The sequence below is a fragment of the Streptomyces sp. NBC_01190 genome, from assembly GCF_045039895.1.
In the GTDB taxonomy this organism is placed as follows: Bacteria; Actinomycetota; Actinomycetes; order Streptomycetales; family Streptomycetaceae; genus Actinacidiphila.
In genome coordinates this window covers 4,209,342-4,230,437 of sequence record NZ_CP108580.1, presented here as the reverse complement: position 1 = coordinate 4,230,437, position 21,096 = coordinate 4,209,342, and the positions used below count along the sequence as shown (strand labels likewise).

Sequence of the window (21,096 nt, the reverse complement as noted above, 5' to 3'; positions counted from 1 at the left end):
CCTTTTAGCCACGCTTCCCCCGCCCCAACAGGCACCCACGGACCCCGTCTGGAGGCGCTGGGGGTACCCCCAGGCGAAGCTCTGGGGGAGGAACTGCGCGACCAGCCACAACGCACCCCGCACACGGCAAAACCACGCACGGGGCACGCACCTGCCCCGAAAGGGGCTACCGCCGCGGAGCGGACCCGTGGGCGTAGAAGGGAAGACTCGCCGCGAGGGTCGAGAAGAAGGGGTGCGCGCTCCACGCCGTGTGGTTGCCGATGACGACGAGGCGGCGTCGCGCGCGGGTGACGGCGACGTTGAGCAGGTTGGGCCGGGCGGCAGCCCACCCCCGCGGCCCCGGCGCCGCCGGATGCGTGCCGAGGATCAGGACGACCACATCCGCCTCCCTCCCCTGAGCCGTATGCACCGTCCCCACCCGCCCCGGCGGAACCATCCCCCGCAAAACCTCCCGCGCCCCGGCCGCCACCTCGCGAAAAGGGCTGAGCACGAACAGCCCGTCAGCCGGCAACCCATCCGCGGTGAGCCGCCGAACCGCGTCGGCCAGAGCGACCCCCTCCGCCGGCACCCACGTGCCGACCGCCTCGCGGGACCCCACATGCCACCAGAAGCTGCCCCGGGGCGGCGCGAAACTCCCCCGCTCGCCAACCCCGTGGACCATCAGCCCGTCGTACGCGATCGCATTGCTCACCTCGAACATCGGGTTGTCGCACCGGCGATGCACCCGCAGCGGCGCACCCACCCACACCGGCGCCGCGCCATCCGACACCGCACCCTCCGAGACCGTGCTCGCCACGCCCGCCGCACCCGCCAGCACCGTGCCCCAGCGGGCCGACCGGTCGGCGACCCCCTGCGCCGAGGTCCGCGACGGCGCCCACTCCGGCGCCACCCCCTGGTGTTCGAGCAGCGTGCGCTGCGCCCGCCACGGCAGGACGACCACCGGTTCGAGTTGGCGCGGATCGCCGAGGAACACCGCCCGCCGCGACCGCCACAGCGCCCCGACCGGCAACTGCGGCGCCGCCTGCCCCGCTTCGTCGACGAACAGCCAGCCCAGATCCTCCCGGCCGAGCCCGGCGAAGAGCCGGTCGTACGAGGCGAACGTGGTGGAGACGACCGGGACGACGAGGAAGAGGCTCTGCCAGGCGGCCCGTACGGCGGCGGCCGGCAGGTCCTTGGGGGCGTGGCCGCCGACCACCTCCATCGCGGCGTCGAGATTCTTGAGCATGGTCGGGGCCGCCGCCCGCACAAACGCCTCGTGCAGCCGCAGCGCTTCGAGGAAGAGCCGGGTCCGCGCGGCGGTGAACTCCTCGTCGGCCCACGGCGACGACCGCTCGCGCCGCGCCACGGTGTCGGCGTCGGCCGCGCTCGTGAACGCCGCCGGATCGGGCACCCGCTCGCCCCAACGCGCTCGCGCCGCGAGCACCGTGTGCCACGGCCCGCTCTCCTCAAGCACGGCCTGCTCGGCCCGATGCCGCCCCGACGTGCCCCCTTCCGACCCGGCGCCGTCGGCCGCCGGACCGGTGACGGCGGCGTCGGCGTTAGCAGTGGCGGCGTCGGCGTCGGCGTCGGGCAACGCCTCAGCGACCCGCTGCCGCGCGCGGCGCAGCCGCTCGACCTCCCGCCGCGCGGCCTTGAAGCGGCGTACGGCGGCGGCCCAGTCGACCGGCTCGCCCGCTCCCTCGGCGAGGACCTGCCGCAACCCCCGATCCGTACCGGCGCCGACGCCGGACCCGCGCGGCCCGCGCGCCGCTCCCCACCAGAAGGCGGCGGTGAAGTCGTCGCGGTTCGCGCGGTTGCCGAGCCGGGCGGCGACGGCGCCCCAGGCCGGGACCCCGCCGAGCATCAGCCGGGCCTGCTCGGGCAGATACCCGGCCTCGTCCCACCACTCCTCGGCGACGGCGGTCCGCGCCGGGATCTCGTCGGTGACGTTCGCCACCGCCGCGTTGTTCGCCGAGGCCACCACCATCTCGTAGCCGGTCAGTTGGGGCCGCAGCTCGCGCACCGTCCGGGTGTACTCGCCGCGCCAGGTGTGGGAGCCGCCGAACGCCTGCTGCGGCCGGGCCAGTTGGGCCAGGGCGCAGGCGCGGCGGGTGACGAGCGCGGCGATGACGTCCCGCAGCATCGTGGTCTTGCCGGTCCCGGGCGGCCCGTTCACCGGGAACACCCCGGCGGCGCGTGCCCCGCCCAGGCTGTCCAGCAGCCGGTTGACCGCGAACTGCTGGCTGAGCACGAGGGGTTGACCGGTGGCGGACGGCCAGCGGCCGAGCGGGACGAGGGCGGGCGCGACCCCGGCCAGCAGCGCTTCCGGGTGCGCGCGGAGGTCCTCCCGCCGGGCCAGGTCGAGGCGTTCGGTGCCGGTCAGATAGGAGGTCAGCGCCCGGCCGGCCCGCCCGGCCCGCAACTCGGCCGCGACCAGGTCGAGATCGGCGGCGACGAAGCTGTTCAGAAAATCCGGCCCGGCCGCTTCCCCGGTCCGGTCCGCCCGCACCTGGACGCTGCGGATCCGCGCCCCGGCCGGCACGAGATCCCCGGTCACCCCGAGGTGGCCGGCGAGCCATGCGGTCAAGGAGGTGAGTGCGGCGACGGTCAACGGGCGGCGGCCCGGCTCCTCTTCGGTGTCGTCCGCGCGGCCTTCGGTGTCGTCCGCGCGGCCTTCGGAGTCGTCCGCGCGGCCTTCGGAGTCGTCCGCGCGGCCTTCGGCGTTCGGTGGGCCGGCCGCCGGCGCGTCGTCGCGGGGCGCCGTACGGCCCTCCGCCACGTCGAAAACCCGCCGTTCGCAGCGCGCGGCCGCCGCCGTAAACCCTTCGAGCCAGCGCGGGTCGGCCGGTCCCGGTGACAGGGTGCGGCCCACCGCCCAGGCGCAGCTCGACACGCTCACCGAGTCGGCCGCGAGGAGGCCGTCCTGATCGACGGTGAAGGCCAGCAGCGCGCTCTCCCCCGCGGACCGGCCGAGGCGTGCACCGCTGTCCCGCGCCCCCTCGGCGTCCTCGGACTCGGACTCGGGGTCGGAGTCCGGGTCGGGGAACACCTCGGCCAGCACCCGCCGTACCCGGTCCACCGCGAACACCCCGCAGTACACGGTGTGCCGCCACACCGAGCGCGGCCCGGCCGCCGGCAGCCCAGCCCCGTCCTCCCACGGCAACGGCCGCCCGGCCCGCACGGCGGACACCCGCTCCCCCGCGCCCACCGCCGGCACCCGCTGCGGACCGAACAGCTCCACCGCCCGCCAGAAGCGGACCACTTCCGCCATCCGGGCCCGCTCCGTACCCCCCTTCCCGCCCATCCCGCGCCGCCCCTCGTCTTGCCGCCTTCCGCCCAGGCTGACCAGCCTAAACGGCTCCCCGCGCGGCGGCGGCCCCAGCCCGGGGCAGCCCCAAGGCCGAGCCCGGGACCGCTGTGGCAGGGTCGGGGGATGCCGTTCGACCACAACGACCACTACCACCGGCTGCTGTCCCGCCATGTGCCGCGCGGCGGCGGCAGCGCGCTGGACGTCGGATGCGGGACCGGCCGGTTCGCGCGGCGGCTCGCCGCGGCCGGGCTGACGGTGGACGCGATCGACCCCTCGCAGGAGGCGATCACGGAGGCGCGGGCCCGGTCAGGTCCCGGCGACGGCGGCCCGCGGTTCGAGCGGGCCGATATCAGGGAGGTCGAACTCCCCACCGCGCGCTACGACCTCATCTCCTGCCTGGCCAGCATCCATCACCTGCCGTTCGGCACGGTGACCGCGCTGCGGGAGGCGCTCGCCCCCGGCGGGGTGCTGCTGATCCTCGGCTGCTACCCGGAGCGGACCCGCCTGGACTGGGCCTGGAGCCTGGCGGCCGTGCCGGTCAACGCGTTGGCCCGGCTGGCCGTTGCCGCGGTGGACGCGGGCCGGCCCCGCCCCCGGGACCGGGTACGGGCGCCCGTGGCGCCGCCGACCATGTCGCTGGACGAGATCCGCGCGGCGGCGGCCGTCCTGCTGCCCGGGGCGCGCGTCCGCAGGCTCCTTTTCTGGCGCTACCTGCTCGTCTTCCGCGCCGGCGGCTGAGCCGACCGCCGGGCCGCCCGGCCACCCCGCCGGACTTCAGTGCCGGGCCGCGCGAGCGGACTTCAGTGCCGGACCGCGCGCCTGGACCGGCGGACGGGGGCGGCGGTGAGCGATGTGCTCAGCGGGCGAGCCCGCTTGGGCGGGGCGAGCGAGCGGGCCAGGGAGCCGAGGCGTTCGAGGAAGATGCCCTCGCGCAGCGCCCACGGGCAGACGGTGAAACGCTCGACGCGCAGCAGGTCCATAACGACGTCGGCGACGACCGCGCCCGCCAGGATCTGGGCGGCGCGGGACTGGGAGACGCCGGGGAGCTGGGCGCGCTCGGCCGGCGTCATGGCGGCGAGCCGCGGGATCCAGCGGACGAGTTCGGCCCGGTCCAGGGTCCGTACCGCGTACGGTCCGGCCTTGGCCGCCGGCGCGCCGGTGAGCCTGGCGAGTTGGGTGAACGTACGGGAGGTCGCGACCCGCAGCTCCGGCAGCGGCTCCTCGGCGAGGGTCGCCACCGAGTCGGCGAGCACCGACCTGACATGGTCCTGGAGGATCCTGAGGTCCTTCTTGCCGTACGGCGGTTGGGCCTGGGCCAGCAGCCGCCGGGTGAGATGGCCCGCGCCCAGCGGCAGCGACACCGCGAAGGCCGGCTCGACACCGCGGCCGCAGGCGATCTCCAGCGTGCCGCCGCCGAGGTCGGCCAGCAGCATCGGCCCGGCCGACCAGCCGAACCAGGAGCGGGCGGCCAGAAACGTCAGCCGGGCCTCCTCCTCGCCGGTCATGGTGGCGAGTTCGACGCCGCACGCGGCGCTCACCGCCCGCAGCACGTCGTCGCGGTTGGCGGCGTCCCGTACCGAGGAGGTGGCGAAGGTGTAAAGGGTGTCCACCCGGTTCTCCCGAGCGGCGGCCACCGCCCGGGTCACCGCCCCGACCAGGCGGCGGATCGCCTCCGCCCCGATCACCCCGGCCCCATCGGTGCCTTCGGCGAGCCGCACGGGCTGCTTCACCGTGGCCACCGGCTGCGGCGGCAGACCGGGCTCCAGATCGGCGATCCGCAACTGCGCCGACTGCGAACCGATGTCGAGAACTCCTACCCGCATGGACACCGGCTCCCCCCAAACAAGCAGATCAGACCCACATCACCTAGGGCACCTTCGCATTACCAGAAAATACGAGCATACGTGCTGAGCTTGTGAACGCCATGGGGTGATGCCGGACAACCACCCATTCAGGCGCCAACCATGCCCCGTCCCTTCGCCGCCACCTCCCCGCCCACCCCGAACACCAACGCCACCGCCAATGCGCACAAAGCCCCCGCAAACCCGCCCGCCCGGCGCTACTGTGCGGCACACCGCGCCCGGGGGAACGCGGGCACGGACACAGAGCAAGCGTGGGTGGGGGCGGACGTATGCGGGACATGGTCAAAGGGATGAATGTCGGACTGGCCGAGCTGAGCGAGGACGCGGGCGCGGTGATCGCCGGCCTCGGCTGGAGCAGCGCCAGCGGCGACGGGGACGCCGACGTGTCGGTGCTGCTCCTCGACGGCGACGGCAAGGTCAGCGGCGAGGACGACTTCTACTTCTACAACCACCCCTCCGCGGCCGACGGCAGCGTCCAGCTCCTCGGCAAAGCGCCCACGGCCAACGGCAGCGAGGACCGGATCAGCCTTGATCTGGCCGCGATGCCGGCGAGGGTCGAGCGGATCGTCCTCGCGGCCAGCCGCTACGGCGGCGCCGGCTTCGGCGACCTCGACGATCTGCGGCTCACCCTCGCCGACCGCGGCGGCCAGGCGCTGCTCGGCTTCTCCGTCGACGACGCGGGCGCGATGCGCGCGGTCATCTTCGGCGAGCTGTACCGGCGCGCGGGCGGCTGGAAGTTCCGCGCGGTCGGCCAGGGTTACGACTCCGGTCTCGCCGGGCTCGCCACCGACTTCGGCATCGACGTGGACGACGACGGCGAGACGGCCACGGAGCCGGGCCCGCTGACCGAGGCGGCGCCGCCGCCGGAGCCCGTCGCACCCGGCCCCCTCCCCGGGAAGGTCCTCGTCCCCATCCCCGAGGCGCCGGCGGCCCGCCGACCGGAACCGGCCACCCCGCGACGCCCCCGCACCGCCCGCAAAAAAGTCACCCTGCCGGCCGTCGCCCGCACCTCGCTCGCCGAGAACGCCTCCTGGCGGTCGGCCCGCCTCTTCCCCGCCGGGTCGCTGAAGAGCGATCACGAGCGGGAGACCCGGGCCACGTCAGTGCTGCTGGCCGTGATGGCCCAGGTCCCGGAGCTCGGCCGGCGGCTGACCGCCGGGTTCGGCGCGCCGGCCGGGCGGATGGAGACCTTCACCGAGGTCTCGCTGCCGCACGGGGACACCCCGCGGCGGCCGGACGGACTGCTGCGGGTGGAGCGGGCCGGCAAGCTGTGGACCGCGCTGGTCGAGACGAAGACCAACGGCAACCCGCTGCGGCCCGCCCAGGTGCAGGACTACGTGGACATCGCCGCCCGCCGCGGCTACGAGGCGGTGATCACCCTCTCCAACGACGTCGCCCTGGACGGCAGTCCGCTGGTGAACGTACGGATCGACGGGCGCCGCAAGCACAAGGTCGCGCTGTGGCACCTGTCCTGGGCCGAGGTCGCCCACCAGGCGCAGTTGCTGATCCGGCACGAAGGCGTCGGCAACGCGGCGCACGCCTGGCTCCTCCACGAGCTGCTGCTCTACCTCCAGCACGACAACTCCGGTTGCCACGGCTTCCAGAACATGGGACCCGCCTGGGTGCCGGTCCGCAACGGCATCGACACCGAGACCCTGTGCGAGGGCGACCCGAGGGCCGTCGAAGTGGTCGAGAGCTGGGAGCGGCTGATCCGCCAGGTCTGTCTCCGGCTCGGCGGCGAACTCGGCCAGAAGGTGCTGCCGGTGCAGAAGGCGCGGCGCGGCAGCGACCCGCACTCGCGCCGGGTCGCGCTCGCCGACCGGCTGTGCCGTGAGGGGCTGCTGCACGCCGAGGTGAAGATCCAGGACACCCCCGGTGTGCTCGCCCTCGGCGCCGATCTGCGCACGGGCAAGCTGCGGACGTCCATCGAGATCCCGGCGCCCGACCAGGGCCAGCCGCTGACCTGGGTGAAGCGGCTGGTGCGGCAACTCGCCGACGCGCCCGCCGACCTGCATGTGGAGACGCTGGTGGAAGGTCCCGGCGGCGGCCCGCGCGGCACCCTGGAGAAGCTGCGGCCCGAGCCGGCTGATCTGCTGCCCAAGCCGCCCGCCGTCATCACCGGTTTCCGGCTGTCCCTCTTCAAGGGGATGGGCAGCACCCGGGGAAACGCCGAGTCGGGCTTCATCCGCAGTGTGGACGAGGCGGTGGACCGTTTCCACGCGTCCGTCGTCGTAGCGCTCTGACCGAGGCCGCTCTGGCGGAAGCCGACCCGACCGAAGCCGCCCCGACCGGAGCCGTCCGCCGGATCTCCGGTCAGGACTGGGGCGTTGAGGGGAGGCGGATGCGGAAGGTGGCGCCTTGGGCGGGGGTCGTGTCGAGTTCTACGTAGCCGGCGTGGGCGGCGATCAGGGCGGCGGCTATGGAGAGGCCGAGGCCGGCGCCGCCGCCCTGGTGGCGGCTGCGGGAGGCGTCGACGCGGTAGAAGCGTTCGAAGACGCGGGCGGCCTGGTCGGGGGTGAGGCCGGGGCCCGCGTCGGAGACCTCGAGGATGCCGTGGCCGGCCGCGGTGCCGACGCCGATCCGGACCGGGGTGCCGGGCGGGGTGTGGGCGACGGCGTTGCCGACAAGGTTGGCGACGACCTGCCGCAGCCGGGCCTCGTCGCCGAGGACCGGGGCGGGGCCCGGCGGGGTGCCGGGGCCGCCGGGGCCGGTCAGCGAGACCGCGCGGGACGGGTCGAGCGCTGTGGTGTCGTGCAAGGCGTCGACCGCGAGGGTGCGCAGGTCCATCGGGGCGAGCTGGAGCGGCCGCTGTTCGTCCATCCGGACCAGGGTCAGCAGGTCCTCGACCAGGCCGCCGAGGCGGACGGCCTCGCTCTCGATCCTGGCCATGGTGCGTTTGACGTCCGCCTCGTCCGGGAGGGCGCCCATCCGGTAGAGCTCGGCGAAGCCGCGGATGCCGGCCAGCGGCGTGCGCAGCTCATGGCTGGCGTCGGCGACGAACCGCCGCATCTGCTCCTCGGAGGCTGCGCGGGCCGCGAACGCGGACTCGATCTGAGCGAGCATGCCGTTGAGCGCGGCGGAGAGCCGGCCGGTCTCGGTCCGCGGTGACGCGGCCGGCATCCGGTGCGAGAGCGGGCGGCCGGCCGCGATCTCGGCGGCGGTCGCCTCGATCTGCCGCAGCGGCCGCAGCCCGGCCCGGATCGCGAACCAGGCCGCCACGCCGAGCAGCGCGGCCACCACCGCGCCGATTAGCAGAAAGCCGGTGCTGAGCCGGCTCGTGGTGGACGACACGTCGTCGAGCGAGGCGGCGACCACCACCCCGGCGGGCGGTGCGGAGACCGTGCCGCTGCCACCGGTCACCGCGCCCGAAGCGCCCGAAGCGGCGCCGACGGGCGCCTTCACCGGCACGATCAGCACCCGCCACCGGCCGCCGCCATGGTCGCTGGAGACGTCGAACGGCTGGTCCAGGTGGGCCCGGAGGCTGCTCGCGTCCATGGTCGGCCACAGCGGGCGCGGGTCGCCGGCCGCCACCGGCAGCCGGAACTGATCGGAGACCGCGCCGTCGGCCGCCGCGACGGCCACCACGAACTGACTGGGCAGCCACGGCCGCGCCCCGCCCCGGCCCGCCCCCGGCTGGACATAGCGCGGCGCCGGGATGCCCTCGGTGCCGAGCCGCCCGGCGAGCGGGCGGCCGTACCGCTGGAGTTGCTGGTCCACCCGCTGGACCAGCCGGCCGCGCACCGAGCCGAGCACCACGGTGTCGCTCACCGCGAGCCCGAGCAGCACCAGGACGAGAGAGAGCAGCACCAGCCGGGAGCGCAGGGATATCGCGGAGGGCTCCAGCCGGCGGCGCGACAGCGGCGCCCGGAGCCGGGAGAAGGGGGACACCTTCACGGGCCCCGGCGGCCGCGACGGCACCGGCGGCACGGGCGGTACGTTCCCGGGCGCCCCCGACGGCACGGGCGGCCGCGACGGCCCCGAAGGCCCCGGCGGCACCTGCCTGGACACGGACATGACCGCCTCAGCCCTGCGCCACCGGAGCGGGCCGGCGCAGCACGTAGCCGATCCCCCGCACCGTATGGATCAGCTTCTGCGCCCCGTCCGCGCCCGAGTCGACCTTGCGCCGCACATACGAGATGTACGACTCGACGATGCTGAGGTCGCCGCCGAAGTCGTACGCCCACACGTGGTCCAGGATCTGCGGCTTGGAGACGACCCGGTCGGTGTTGGCCATCAGGTACGCGAGCAGCTTGAACTCGGTCGGGGAGAGCGAGATGGGGCGCCCGGCGCGGGTCACCTGGTGGCCGACCGGGTCGAGTACGAGGTCGCCGGCCATCAGCCGCCCGTCGTCGGTGGGGCCGCCGGTACGGCGCAGGATCGCCCGGATGCGGGCGATCAGCTCCTCCAGGCTGAACGGCTTGGTCACGTAGTCGTCGCCGCCCGCGGTGAGCCCGCTGATCTTGTCCTCCACACCGTCCTTGGCGGTCAGGAACAGCACCGGCAGCCGGTCGGGGACGCCGGCCGCGGTGCGGGCGTGCGGGCCCGACTCCTCGCGCAGCCGCTGGACGACCGCGAAACCCGACATGTCGGGCAGCATCACATCGAGGACCACCAGATCGGGCCGCTCCCGGGCGACGGCGGCCAGCGCGTCGGCCCCGCTGGCGGCGGAGACCACCTTGAAGCCGACGAAGCGCAGGGAGGCGGAGAGCAGTTCCCGGATGTTGGGTTCGTCGTCCACGACGAGCAGGCTGGCCTCGGGTGCGGTGTCCATGGATCAACCTCCTTGGGGCCGTGCCGTCATACCGGAGCGGGGGCCGGGTGGTGCGGGCGCGGGGGGGTGATGTGGCGGAACCGGGTCGGATCACGTCAGATCGGAGCACGTCACGGTCAGATCACGTCAGGGTCAGATCAGGTCGGCGAAGGTCAGGTCGGGTCGTCCGGTGACCGGTCCGGCCGACGGGATCGCGGGCCCGTAACGCCGGACGGGGCGTACGGCGCCGCGCCGAAATGTCGGCCGCTGCACCGTACGCCCTGGAAGGTAAGCGCGGAATCAGTTCCCGCCGCCGCTTCCGCCGGCCGCGCCCGTACCGCCGCCCCGGCCGCCGAAACCGCCGAACCCGGCGAAGCCGCCGGTGCCGCCCTGGGTGACGGTGGTCGCCGCGATGTCGCCGTTGGACCCGGCGGTGCCCCGGACCGTCACCGTCTGGCCGGCCTTGAGGTCGGAGACCTTGCCGTCCTTGGTCTCGCTCACCTTGGTGGAGCCGCCGGTGGTGACCTTGACGATGTCCCCCTGGGCGTCGGTGACGTAGAGCGTGCTGCCGTCGACCAGCTTGACGGTGCCGAAGGTCACACCGCCGCCCGCGCCCGTACCCGTGCCGGTTCCGCTGCCCGTACCCGTACCCGTACCGCCGCCGAAGCCGCCGAACGTCCGGCCGCCCGCTCCGGTGCCGCCACCGCCTCGCGCGCCCGCGGCCGCCGCGAACGGGTTGGCCCGGCCGCCGCCCGGCAGGTTCTGGAGGTGGTTCTTCTCCACCAGCGCGCCGCCCGCGAAAGCGCCCGCGGCGACGACGCACGCGGATAGCACCAGCGTCAGCCACGGCAGCTTGCGCCGCGGCGGCGCCGCCAGCTCCGCCGAGATGTCCCGGGCGTCCGGCGGCTGCGCCAGCACGTCCTCCGGGCGCTCGGCGGGCGGACCGCCCGGGCCCGTCATGACCTCGCCCCGGCCCAGGATCTCCAGGCCGCCGCCGTTCTCCTCCTCCGGGACCATCGGCAGCAGCTCCGTCGGGGCCTCACCGGTGTCCGCCTTGATCAGCTCACCACCACCACGGCGTCGCGCCATCTCCGCTGCTCCCTTGCTCCCTCGTCCGTACTCCGGGTCCGCCGGCCGCGCTGTGCGCGCGGTTCGCGCCGATCTCGTCCCGCCGGTCCGCTCACTCATGCCGCAGCGCCTCGATCGGCCGCAGGCTCGCCGCCCGGTTGGCCGGGTAGCTGCCGAAGAAGAGTCCGATGGCCACCGCGATCACGAACGCGCCCACCACCGATTCCGGAATGACCACCGGCTTGATGCCGACGATGGTGAAGCGCGAGCCGATCAGCCCGGCCACCACCCCCAGACCGCCGCCGACCAGTGACAGCAGCGTCGACTCGGCGAGGAACTGGCCGAGGATCACGCCCTTGGGCGCCCCGATCGCCTTGCGGATACCGATCTCGCGGGTCCGCTCGGTCACCGTCACCAGCATGATGTTGGTGATGCCGATCCCGCCGACCAGCAGCGAGATCGCGGCGACCGCGCCCAGCAGCACGGTGAAGGTCTTGTTGGTGTCGGCCTGCGTGCTCAGCAGCGACGCCTGGCTGCTGACCCGGAAGTCCAGCGCGTTGGCGTCCCTGATGCCGTGCGTGCCCATCAGCACGGTGGTGATCTCGTTCTGCGCCGGTGTGGTGGCGTCCGCCGACTTGGCCTCGACCAGGATCTGGCTGACCGGGCCGAAGCCGGTGAACGCGTTCTGCACCGTAGGCAGCGGCGCGATCACCGTGTCGTCCGGGTCCTGGAAGCCGGTGCCGCCCTTGGTCTCCAGCTCGCCCACCACGGTGAAGGGGGTGCCGCCGATGACGATCTTCTTGCCGACCGGGCTGGCCGTACCGAAGAGGTCGGTCGCGGTGGTCGAGCCGATCACCGCGACCTTGCGGGAGTTGAGCACGTCGTCGGCGCTGAAGTAGTCGCCCTTGCCCTGGGCGACCTTGCTGTTGGACGCCTTGAAGTAGGCCGGGTAGGTGCCGACGACCTGGCCGACGGTGTGCGAGGTGCCGTCGTAGAGCGCGGTCTGCGAGGTGGTGACCTCGGGCGCGACCGAGTCGACGTCGGGGGCGTCCGCGGGGTTCGCCAGCGCCCGGGCGTCGTCCACGGTCAGCGGCTTGGTGCTGGTCGCCCCGCCGCCGGAGCGGCCGCCGGCGCCACCGCCGAAGCCGCCGGACGAGCCACCGGAGGAGACGGTGAGCGAGTTGGTGCCCAGCTTCTCGATGGAGTCCTTGACCGACTGCGAGGAGCCGTTGCCGACCGCCAGCAGGATGATCACCGCGGCGACACCGATCAGCACGCCGAGCATGGTCAGCCCGGAGCGGACCTTGTTGGCGGCGAGCCCGCCGACGGCGAACCGCAGCGTCTCGAACGGGTTCACCGGACACCCCCGGTGAGCGCCCGCGGGTGGTCGGCGGCGAAGCCGGCCGGGTCGCGCAGCGCCGGCGGCGGCCCGTCGGCCGGCCCCTGCCGTACGTCCGAGACCACCTGTCCGTCCACCAGCCGGATCACCCGCTTGGCGTGCCGGGCCACTTCGTCCTCGTGGGTGATCAGGACGACGGTACGGCCGGAGGCGTTGAGCCGGTCGATGATGCCGAGGACGTCCTCGGTGCTGTGGCTGTCGAGGTTGCCGGTGGGCTCGTCGGCGAGCAGCATCGCCGGGGCGGTGACCAGGGCACGGGCCACGGCGACGCGCTGCTGCTGGCCGCCGGAGAGTTCGTTGGGCCGGTGGTCGACCCGGTCGGCGAGGCCCACCAGGGAGAGCGCGGCCAGCGCCCGGCGGCGCCGCTCGGCGGTCTTCACCCCGGCGTAGGCGAGGGGCAGTTCGACCTGGGCGAGCGCGGGGGTGCGCGGCACCAGGTTGAAGGACTGGAAGACGAAGCCGATCTTGCGGTTGCGGACCAGCGACAACTGGTGCTCGTCCAGACCCCCGACGTCAATGCCGTCCAGCAGGTAGCGGCCCGAGGTCGGCACGTCGAGGCAGCCGAGGATGTTCATCAGGGTGGACTTGCCGGAGCCCGAGCTGCCCATGACGGCCACCAGGTCGCCCTGCTGGACGACCAGGTCGACGCCGGGGGACGTACCGGTGCGCGGGTCGGGCGGGCCGCCGAGAGCGCGGACGGCCGCGTCACCGTGGCCGTACGTCTTCAGCAGCGCGCGGACCTCGATGACGGGGGCCGGGCCCCAGAGGCTGTCGCCGTCCGGCACCTCCCGGGCGGTGGCCTCTCCCTTGGAGGCGTCCCTGTCGTCGGCGTCCGCCGGCCGGCGGTGCAGGCCGGTACGGGCCCGGCCCAGCCGCTCGGCCAGCGTCTGTTTTCCCCTCACTGGCGGCCTCATTGGCGGGCACCTCCGCCGCCGAAGCCGCCGGTACGGGCGCCGCCGCCGAAGCCACCGCCGAACCCGCCGGTACGGCCGCCGCCGAAGCCGCCGGAGAACGCGCCGCTCGGGAAGCCGCCGTTGCCCGACGTGGCGACCTGCGGGATCTGCACCTGCTGGCCCTGGCTGAGGCCGCTGGTGATCTGGTCGGCGCTGTCGCCCTCGACGCCGACGGTGACATTGGTGCGGGTGGCGGAGCCGTCGGGGTTGACCACCAGGACCGTACGGTTGGCGCCGGTGCCGGAGACGGCGGCGGTCGGCACGCTGAGCGCGTTGTCCGCCTGGCCGGTGGTGACCTGGATGCTGGCGCTCAGGCCGGTCCGCAGGTTGGCGGTGTCGCTGGTGATGGCGAGGGTGGCCGCGTACTGCACGGCGCTGCCGGTGGACGCGCCGCCGCCGGAGCCGGAACCGCTGGAGACCGGCAGCGAACTGATCGACAGCACCTTGGCGTCGAGTACGGTGCCGGGCTCGGCGTTCAGGGTGACGGTGGCGGTCTGGCCGGCCTTGATCTTGAGCGAGTCGGCCTCCGAGAAGTCGGCCTTCACCTGCATGCCGGCGGGGTTGGTCAGGACGATGAAGCCGGTGGTGGTGGTGGACGAGGTGGTGCTTGAGCCGCCGGAGCCGCCGGAACCGCTGGAGCCGGCCGCCGAGCCGGAGCCCGAACCGCCGCCCGCGCTTGAGCCGTTGCCGCCCGTCCCGGAGACCGTGTCGCCGGTGGCGCCGGCCACCGAGGCGACCGTGCCGGCCACCGGGGCCTTCAGCACACAGCCGTCCACCGCCCGCTGGGCCGCGTCCACCGCGTTCTGCGCCTGGCTCAACTGAGCCTCGGCCTGCGCGAGTTGGGCCGGGTCGACGGTGGGGGTCGGCGCGGGGGTCGGGTCCGCGGCGCCGCGGCCACTGCCGCCGGACGAGCCGGAACCGCCGGTGGACACGGGCAGTTCGCCGGCCTCCACCTTCGTGAGGTTCGCCTGGGCCGCGGTCAGCGAGGCCTGGTCCTCTTGCAGCGTCTCGTCCGCCGCGGTCGGATCGACCTTCGCCAGTACCTGGCCCTTCTTCACCTTGTCGCCCGGCTTGACGTCCACCGCGCTGAGCGTGCCGCCGGTGGTGAAGTTCACCCCGGCGTCGCTGGGGGAGGCGAGGGAGCCGGAGCCGGAGACGGTGGAGAGCACGGTGGCCCGGGTGACGGTCGCCACGCGGGCGGTGCCGCTGCCGGCGGAGCTCCCGCTGCCGTCGCTGTGCACCGCCGCGTAGGCACCGCCGGCGCCCGCGAGGACCACCACGCCGAGCACCGAGTTGATCAGGACGGCCCTGCGCCGTCGTGGGAGCACCTTCATGCCCCGCATCTTGGTCGCCATGGCCTTTGAAGCCCTGGGAGAACCCTGGGAGTTCGCTGGGAACGGCGGCTTCGCGGAGGGCGCTGCGCAGGGTGACGAATCGGGGCCTTACCGGCATAACGGGCCGGAAGCCGGGGTTCCGGGGGCGGGTGGGGCGGGATGTTCCCCGGGAACTCACAGCTCGATCCCGGACAGTCCCCACGTGCGTGGGGTTCATTGTGGTCCGTCGCCTGTGTGCACCCGTGTCCCGCGCGTGCGCATGGGCGACGCGACGCGGACGGTTCGGCCCGGTCGGCCCTGGCGGCGCCGCTCGCCGAACGCCGCGGAGCTTTTCCGTGCCGAGACTGGGATTCACCGAGGGGACCTGCGGACATGACCTGGAAGACCGGCAAGGCCGGCAAGGCTCGAAGCGCGGTACGGGCCGGCGTGTCCGTGACGGTGCTCGCCGCGTCGGGAGCGCTGCTGCTGACCGCGTGCTCGTCGTCGTCCGGCTCCAGCGCGGACGCGGCGAAGCCGTCGGGGTCGGCGTCGGCACGCGCCGCGAGCCCTTCCGGGGCGGCGGGCGGGGCGAACAACGCGGCGGCGATGGACAAGTACCGGCAGTGCCTGTCGCAGCACGGGGTCAACCTGCCGACGTTCAACCGGCCCTCGGGCGGGGCGCGGCCTTCCGGCCGGCCGTCGGGCGGGGCGGGGCGCGGGGGTTACGGGGGTTACGGCGGCGGCTTCGGGGGTGGTGGGGGCGGCGGGTTCCCCGGCTTCGGCGGGGCGTCGCCCGACGCGGCCACGCAGAAGGCGCTCACCGCGTGCGCGTCGCTGCGGCCGCAGTTCGGTGGGCGGGGCGGGGCCGGCGGTGGCGCCGGCGGGGCCGACAGCAGCGCGTTCCAGGCGTTCACCAGTTGCCTGAAGGACCACGGCGTCGTCCTCCCCACGCCCAGCACCACCAACCGCCCCGGCGCAGGCGGCGGCTTCGGCGCTTTCCGCGGCCTCAACACCAGCGACCCCAAAACCGCCAAGGCCTACACCACCTGCAAGCCCCTCCTCCCCCAACGCCCGCCCGGCGCATCCTCCGCAAGCCCCTCTGCATAGCCCTGCCACCGGCCGGCGACGACCCGCGGCAGCATCGTGGCTGAGCGCGCCGTTCCTCGCGCCCCTACAGGCCACGGGCCCCTCCCCCCGAAGCAAGGGCGCCGCCGAAGGGGCGCGAGGAACGGCGCGAGCAACCCACCACCGGCCCGCGGCCCGGCAACGACCCCAACAACCCCACCCGCCCGGTGACAACCCGCAGCAGCACCGTGGCTGAGCGCGCAGTCCCTCGCGCCCCTTTTGGGCCACGACACCTCCCCCCGAGACGAGGGCGCCCCCGGTGGAACCGGGCCCGGCCCGGGGACGTGGGTGCTGGTGTAAGAAGAGATGTGACTTCGGGGGATGTCGACATGAGCGAGCCTTGGGGTTTGAGCGGGCCCGAGTTCCTGGGGGTCTACGCCGCAGCCCTCCTCGTCGCGTCATCGGCGGCGCTGGTGGTGCGGGCCGCGCTGCGGGCGGGGCCGAGGAAAAGCGGGCCCGCAGGGCCACCGACCGTGGACGTATACACGCTCGCCCTGCTCAGAGGCGGCACCGCCCGAGTCATCGACACAGCCGTACACGCCCTGGTCGACGCCGACCGCCTGCGGGCCGCACGCGACCACACCATCACACCGTGCGGACACCGCACCCCCGACGAACCCGTCCAACGCGCCGTCCTCACCGCCGTACAAAAAGTACGCAGCACCAACCTCCGCGGCGTGCGCCGCCTGGCCGGCGCCACCGACGCCGTGCGCGACGTCACCGACACGGCCGTAGCCCGCGGCCTGCTGCTCAGCCGGTCCCGGCTGCGCGCCGTCCGCGCCACCACCCTGCTGCCCGCCGCCGTCTTCGGCCTCGGCATCGCCCGGCTCGTCAACGGCATCCGCCTGCACCGACCGGTGGGCCTGCTGGTCCTGCTGCTGCTCGCCACCGCGGTCCTGCTGCTGGTCATGGCGATCCGCCCACCCCGCCTCACCCTGCCGGGAGCCCGAGCCAGGGACCGCGCCGAGACCCGCTCCAAGGAGACCCTTCGCGCCTACGCCTTCTACGGGACGACCGGAGCCACCGTCCCGGTGACCGTACTGAGCGTCGCCGCGCTGGGCGCCGCCGGCATCGAGGATCCGGTGCTGCGGTCGGCGGTCTACGGTTCCGTCGCGTCGTCGGGGTCCGGCGGGGGCGGCTCCTCGTGCGGCGGCGGCTCGGGCTGCGGCGGTGGCGGCTGCGGAGGAGGGTGCGGCGGTGGCTGCGGCGGCTGAGAAACCCCCGGTGCCCGCCGACCTCGGCTTCGGCATCGGCTGGCGGCCGGAGATCGACCTGACGGTGGAGCGGCTGCCGGGCGTCGACTTCGTCGAGGTGGTGGCCGAGAACGTGGATCCGGCGCGGCTGCCGGAGTCGCTGATCGCGCTGCGGAAGCGGGGCACCGAGGTCGTACCGCACGGGGTCTCGCTCTCGCTCGGCGGGGCCGCCCGGCCGGAAGCGCCGAGGCTCGCCCGACTCGCCGCCTGCGCCGAGGCGTTGGGCGCGCCGCTGGTGAGCGAGCATGTGGCGTTCACCCGGGCGGGCGGCCTGGACGCCGGGCATCTGCTGCCGGTGCCGCGGACCCGCGCCGCACTCGGCGTGGTCGCCGAGAACGTACGCATCGCGCAGGCCGAACTGCCCGTGCCGCTGGCCCTGGAGAACATCGCCCCGCTGCTCGCCTGGCCGGAGGAGGAGTTGACGGAGGGCGAGTTCCTGGCCGAACTGGTCGAGCGCACCGGGGTGTCGCTGCTGCTGGACGTCGCCAATCTGCACACCGCCCGCGTCAACCTCGGCATCGATCCGCTGGCCGTGCTCGACCGGCTGCCGCTGGAACGGCTCGCCTACGTCCATGTGGCCGGCGGCACCGAGCGGGACGGTGTGTGGCACGACACGCACACCCACCCGGTGACCGCGCCCGTCCTCGCCCTGCTCACCGAACTCGCCGGGCGCACCACTCTCCCCGGTGTCCTGCTGGAACGCGACGGCGACTATCCGCCGACCGCCGAACTCACCGCCGAACTCGCCTCGATCCGGGCGGCGGTGGCCGTAGGAGCCGCCCAAAACCGGGTCGGCGCGACCCGGGTCGGCGCAACCCGGGTCGCGGTCGAAGGGCCGTGCCGGTGACCGGGGTCGACCCCCGCGAGGCCCTCGCCGCGTCCCAAGAGGCGCTGCTCGCCGCCCTGGTGGGCGACGGCGGGATCCCGCCGGGCTTCGACGCCGACCGACTGCGGATCCAGTCGCTGGCCCTGCTCATGAAACGGTCGCGCACCGCCGCCGCCCATCACCCCTGGCTCCGCCTGGCGTTGGGCGACACCTACGTCCCGGCGTTCGTGGAATTCGCCCGCGCGCACCCCAGAACCCCGGGCACCCGGGGACACGACGACGCGACGGCCTTCGAACAGCACCTGCGCGCCCGCGGCGAACTCCCGGCGCGCCCGCGCGAACCGCTGCTCGGCCGGCTTCGCCGCGGCCACCCGACGAACTGACGGTACGTCAGTCATGACCGCCGCCGGCCCGGAGCGAGCCCGGCGGCTCCCCGACGCCCCGGCCGGGAAGCCGCCCACCAAGGAGCCGCCGGAGAGCCACCAGAGAGCCACCGGGAAGCAGCCGAAAAGCCGCCGGGAAGCTCGTAGGAAAGCCGTAGCAGAGCTGCCAGACCCGTGGATCAGACCAGGCTCACCCGATACACCTGCTGCGTCCCATCCCGCTGCGTCCTGGTCGCCGCACGGTCGCTGGTGAAGACGACGACGCCCCGGTGCAGCGCGGGCCAGGTGTTGTTGCCCCGGGTGGTCACCTGCCGGACGGCGGACCAGCCGGCCCCGGCGTCGAGCGTCGCGGTGAGGATCTTCCAACGCCAGTCCGCCGCGCGGGAGTCGTACCAGACCGCCCGTACCGTACCGTCGGGGTCCGCCGCGAGCCTGGCCCGCTGGCTCATCGCGTCGGGCGCGAGCGCGACCTGCTCGAACGCCGCCCAGGTGGCGCCGCCGTCGGTCGAACGGCTCGCCCGGAGCTGGAGGTTGACGCCCGAGCTCTGGAGCGCGCCGCTCTCCCAGATCGCCACGAGGGTGCCGTCGGCGCCGAAGGCCAGCCCGGGATGCCGGTCGGCGCGATCGGTCACCCGGCTGACCTGGACCGGAAGGCCCCAGCTCTTACCCGGTGTCTTGCGGACCGCGGCGAGGATCTGCCAGTTGTCGGGGTCGGTGCCCCCACTGGCCGGCTGACCCGCGGGCGGGGTGTGGCCGGTCCACAGCGGGTCCGGGTCGTAGCGGTCGTCCTGCCAACTCACCACGGCGTGCTTGTCCGGGCCGACGGCCACCACGGGGAAGAGCGAGGCCGGGCAGCGGGGCGAGCGGGCGTCGGTGGCCACTCCGGCGCTGACCGTCTTGCCGGCCGCGGAAAGGTTCACCGCGGCCTTGTCGATCCCGATGATCCGCGCGTAGACGTCGAACGCGCCATCGCTGTTGTCCGACCAGGCGACCAGCGGGTGCGCGTCGTCGATCAGCGCGAGCGCCGGGTTGATCGCCCGGCCCTTGCCCTTGCTCACCTTGCTCGGCGCCTTGAAGGACTGCCCGCCGTTGGTGCTGTGCGCGAGCAGGATCACCGGCTGGTGCGGCTGCTCCTTGCCGAGTTCGTCCTGCCACACCACCCATACGTCGTGGCCTGCGGCGGCGATCCGCGGGAAGCGCGCGGTGGCCGAACGCCCGGACAGCGTCAGGGACTTGCCTGCCCTGCCCTTGGCGTCGAGCCGCCGGTAGACCACCTTGGTGGCCTGCTTCTCGTGCACTTCGGCCACCACGTGCGTGAACTTGCCGACGACCGCCACATCGGCGAAGCCGGTGAAGCCGCCCTGGTCGCCGGTGACCAGGACCGCCGGATCGGCGCTGGTGTCGGCGGCCGGCAGCGCGATCTCGGGCCGGGGCTCCGCGAGCGCGCCGACCGAGAGGAAGATCGGCGAGGTCGCGCCGCGCAGTTGGTCGGGCAGGGTGGGGTCGGCCTCGGAGCCGGCGGCGCTGCCGGGGGAGCGCGCCTCGACGCGGTACCAGGTGTGGTCCGCGCCCTTGAGCACCAGCGGCAGTTCGTACGTCTCGTCGGACTTCTGCGGGGTGAAGGTCGCGACCGGGCCCGCCGAGCGGCCGGGCGCCGCGTAGACATGGACGGTCATCCCCTTGGCCGCCTTGACCCGGACCCGCAGCGTCGCCTTCTTGGGCAGCTTGCGGTCGGCCACCAGCACCTCGTCGCCGCCCATCGCCTCGAACACCCCGTCACCGTCGGCGTCGGCCGCGACGGTGAGGAAGGGGCCGGTGATGTTCTGCGACACCGTGGTCCGGCCGCCGCGGAAGCCGTCGAGGATGCCGCGGACCGAGCGCGCGGCGGTGAAGACGTGGGTGGTCGGCTCACCGGGGCTGTCGATGTCCCACAGCTCGCGGAAGTGGCAGTCGCTGGCGGCGGACACGCCGAAGCGGAAGCCGGCGTTCCAGCGGTTCTCGGCGTAGTCGACCTCGGCGTCCGGGTCGCTGGCCACGTTCAGCACCTCGACCAGATCGGCGCCCTGGACACTGGCGTTGTCGTTGACCCCGGCGGCCGGGGTGTACTCGCCGTCGTCGGGGTGGGCCTGCGACCACACCGCGTCCTGGGCGTGCGCGTCCCAGACGGACTGCTGCACATGGCGGAAGCTCGCGGAGCCGGGCGGGTTGGCGCCGTCCACGATGACGTCCACATTGCCGAGCACGATGGCGTGCGGGGAGCCGTTGGCCTCCTCGCCGGGGAGCAGCAGCAGCTTCGAGGACTTCCACTGCGGGTCCCACACCTGGTCGTACGTGCGGTGGTCGGTGAGCGGCATGAAGTCGAGACCGACCTTCTCGCCCTGCCCGATCTGGTCGCCGACCGGGAGGTTGCCCGGCAGGGTCTGCTTCGAGGTCTGCCGGGGGCCGCTGCCGTCCGACGAGTGGTCGTCGTGGACGTGGGTGTCGCCGGCCAGCCACTGGCCCTTGGGCGCTTTCACCTTGGCGGCGGCCTTGGTGGTGGCCGTGGTGGTGCCGACGGTGCTGGTGGCCGGGGCGCCCGTGTCCGCGCCTGCCCCCGTGCGCCCGGCTCCGGTCGCCGCTTCCGCGCTCCCCGCGCCGATACCGGCCACCGCGACCGCCGCGCCCGCCGCGACCACGAATCTGCGGCGGCTCAGCTCGGCCGGCTCGACCGGTTCGGCCGCTGTCTCCGAACCGCTGGGTTCCCTCGGTGTTTCCATCTCGCGCGCGCCTTTCGTCCACCGCTCCCCTGCGGAGCGGTGTGCATCTTTAGTGACGCTAAGAAAACTCATATGCCGCGAAATGAACCCGCCCCGAAGCGTTCGTGCCGATCACCGGA

General features: G+C 74.2%; 13 protein-coding genes and 1 pseudogene. 5 read left to right on the top strand and 9 right to left on the bottom strand.

Going from position 1 to position 21,096, the window contains the following annotated elements:
* Positions 1–166: 166 nt before the first annotated feature.
* Positions 167–3,250 carry a DEAD/DEAH box helicase gene (locus tag OG519_RS17660; RefSeq protein ID WP_405584541.1) on the bottom strand — a complete coding sequence of 1,028 codons (3,084 nt, stop codon included), beginning with the start codon at positions 3,248–3,250 and terminating at the stop codon, positions 167–169.
* A 162-nt stretch (positions 3,251–3,412) separates the two neighbouring features.
* On the opposite strand from OG519_RS17660, the gene OG519_RS17655 reads away from it, so the two are divergent.
* Positions 3,413–4,027: a class I SAM-dependent methyltransferase gene (locus OG519_RS17655; RefSeq protein WP_405584538.1), complete on the top strand. Its 615-nt coding sequence runs from the start codon at positions 3,413–3,415 to the stop codon at positions 4,025–4,027.
* A 62-nt stretch (positions 4,028–4,089) separates the two neighbouring features.
* On the opposite strand, the gene OG519_RS17650 is transcribed toward OG519_RS17655, so the two are convergent.
* On the bottom strand, positions 4,090–5,112 hold the full coding sequence (locus OG519_RS17650) for a Ppx/GppA phosphatase family protein (RefSeq protein WP_405584535.1): 1,023 nt from the start codon (positions 5,110–5,112) through the stop codon (positions 4,090–4,092).
* A 317-nt stretch (positions 5,113–5,429) separates the two neighbouring features.
* On the opposite strand from OG519_RS17650, the gene OG519_RS17645 reads away from it, so the two are divergent.
* Positions 5,430–7,394 carry a TerD family protein gene (locus tag OG519_RS17645; protein ID WP_405584532.1) on the top strand — a complete coding sequence of 655 codons (1,965 nt, stop codon included), beginning with the start codon at positions 5,430–5,432 and terminating at the stop codon, positions 7,392–7,394.
* Between the two features lie 70 nt (positions 7,395–7,464).
* Here OG519_RS17645 and OG519_RS17640 read toward each other — a convergent pair whose 3' ends face one another.
* The 6 genes from OG519_RS17640 to OG519_RS17615 all read right to left on the bottom strand — a co-directional run bounded on the left by OG519_RS17640 (position 7,465) and on the right by OG519_RS17615 (position 14,655).
* Entirely contained in the window at positions 7,465–9,045 is a 1,581-nt protein-coding gene (locus OG519_RS17640) for a sensor histidine kinase (protein ID WP_405584530.1), read from the bottom strand.
* Between the two features lie 127 nt (positions 9,046–9,172).
* Positions 9,173–9,922: a response regulator transcription factor gene (locus tag OG519_RS17635; RefSeq protein ID WP_405584527.1), complete on the bottom strand. Its 750-nt coding sequence runs from the start codon at positions 9,920–9,922 to the stop codon at positions 9,173–9,175.
* Between the two features lie 279 nt (positions 9,923–10,201).
* Positions 10,202–10,990: a hypothetical protein gene (locus OG519_RS17630; protein WP_405584524.1), complete on the bottom strand. Its 789-nt coding sequence runs from the start codon at positions 10,988–10,990 to the stop codon at positions 10,202–10,204.
* Between the two features lie 91 nt (positions 10,991–11,081).
* Entirely contained in the window at positions 11,082–12,326 is a 1,245-nt protein-coding gene (locus tag OG519_RS17625; protein ID WP_405584521.1) for an ABC transporter permease, read from the bottom strand.
* Complete coding sequence (locus tag OG519_RS17620; protein ID WP_405592804.1) at positions 12,323–13,153, bottom strand: ABC transporter ATP-binding protein; 831 nt, start codon at positions 13,151–13,153, stop codon at positions 12,323–12,325. The genes OG519_RS17625 and OG519_RS17620 overlap by 4 nt, the downstream gene beginning before the upstream one ends.
* 125 nt (positions 13,154–13,278) lie before the next feature.
* Positions 13,279–14,655, bottom strand: a complete 1,377-nt coding sequence (locus OG519_RS17615; RefSeq protein WP_405584518.1) for an efflux RND transporter periplasmic adaptor subunit — start codon at positions 14,653–14,655, stop codon at positions 13,279–13,281.
* A 372-nt stretch (positions 14,656–15,027) separates the two neighbouring features.
* Here OG519_RS17615 and OG519_RS17610 point away from each other — a divergent pair, with 372 nt between their 5' ends.
* The 3 genes and pseudogenes from OG519_RS17610 (at position 15,028) to OG519_RS17600 (ending at position 18,221) form a co-directional block, all read left to right on the top strand.
* Positions 15,028–15,741 carry a hypothetical protein gene (locus OG519_RS17610; RefSeq protein WP_405584515.1) on the top strand — a complete coding sequence of 238 codons (714 nt, stop codon included), beginning with the start codon at positions 15,028–15,030 and terminating at the stop codon, positions 15,739–15,741.
* A gap of 347 nt (positions 15,742–16,088) precedes the next feature.
* Positions 16,089–16,973, top strand: a complete 885-nt coding sequence (locus tag OG519_RS17605) for a TIGR04222 domain-containing membrane protein (RefSeq protein ID WP_405584512.1) — start codon at positions 16,089–16,091, stop codon at positions 16,971–16,973.
* 10 nt (positions 16,974–16,983) lie between these two features.
* Positions 16,984–18,221, top strand: a pseudogene (locus OG519_RS17600) (DUF692 domain-containing protein).
* A 179-nt stretch (positions 18,222–18,400) separates the two neighbouring features.
* Here the strand turns inward: OG519_RS17600 and OG519_RS17595 are convergent.
* On the bottom strand, positions 18,401–20,977 hold the full coding sequence (locus tag OG519_RS17595; protein WP_405584510.1) for a CehA/McbA family metallohydrolase: 2,577 nt from the start codon (positions 20,975–20,977) through the stop codon (positions 18,401–18,403).
* Positions 20,978–21,096: the final 119 nt, after the last annotated feature.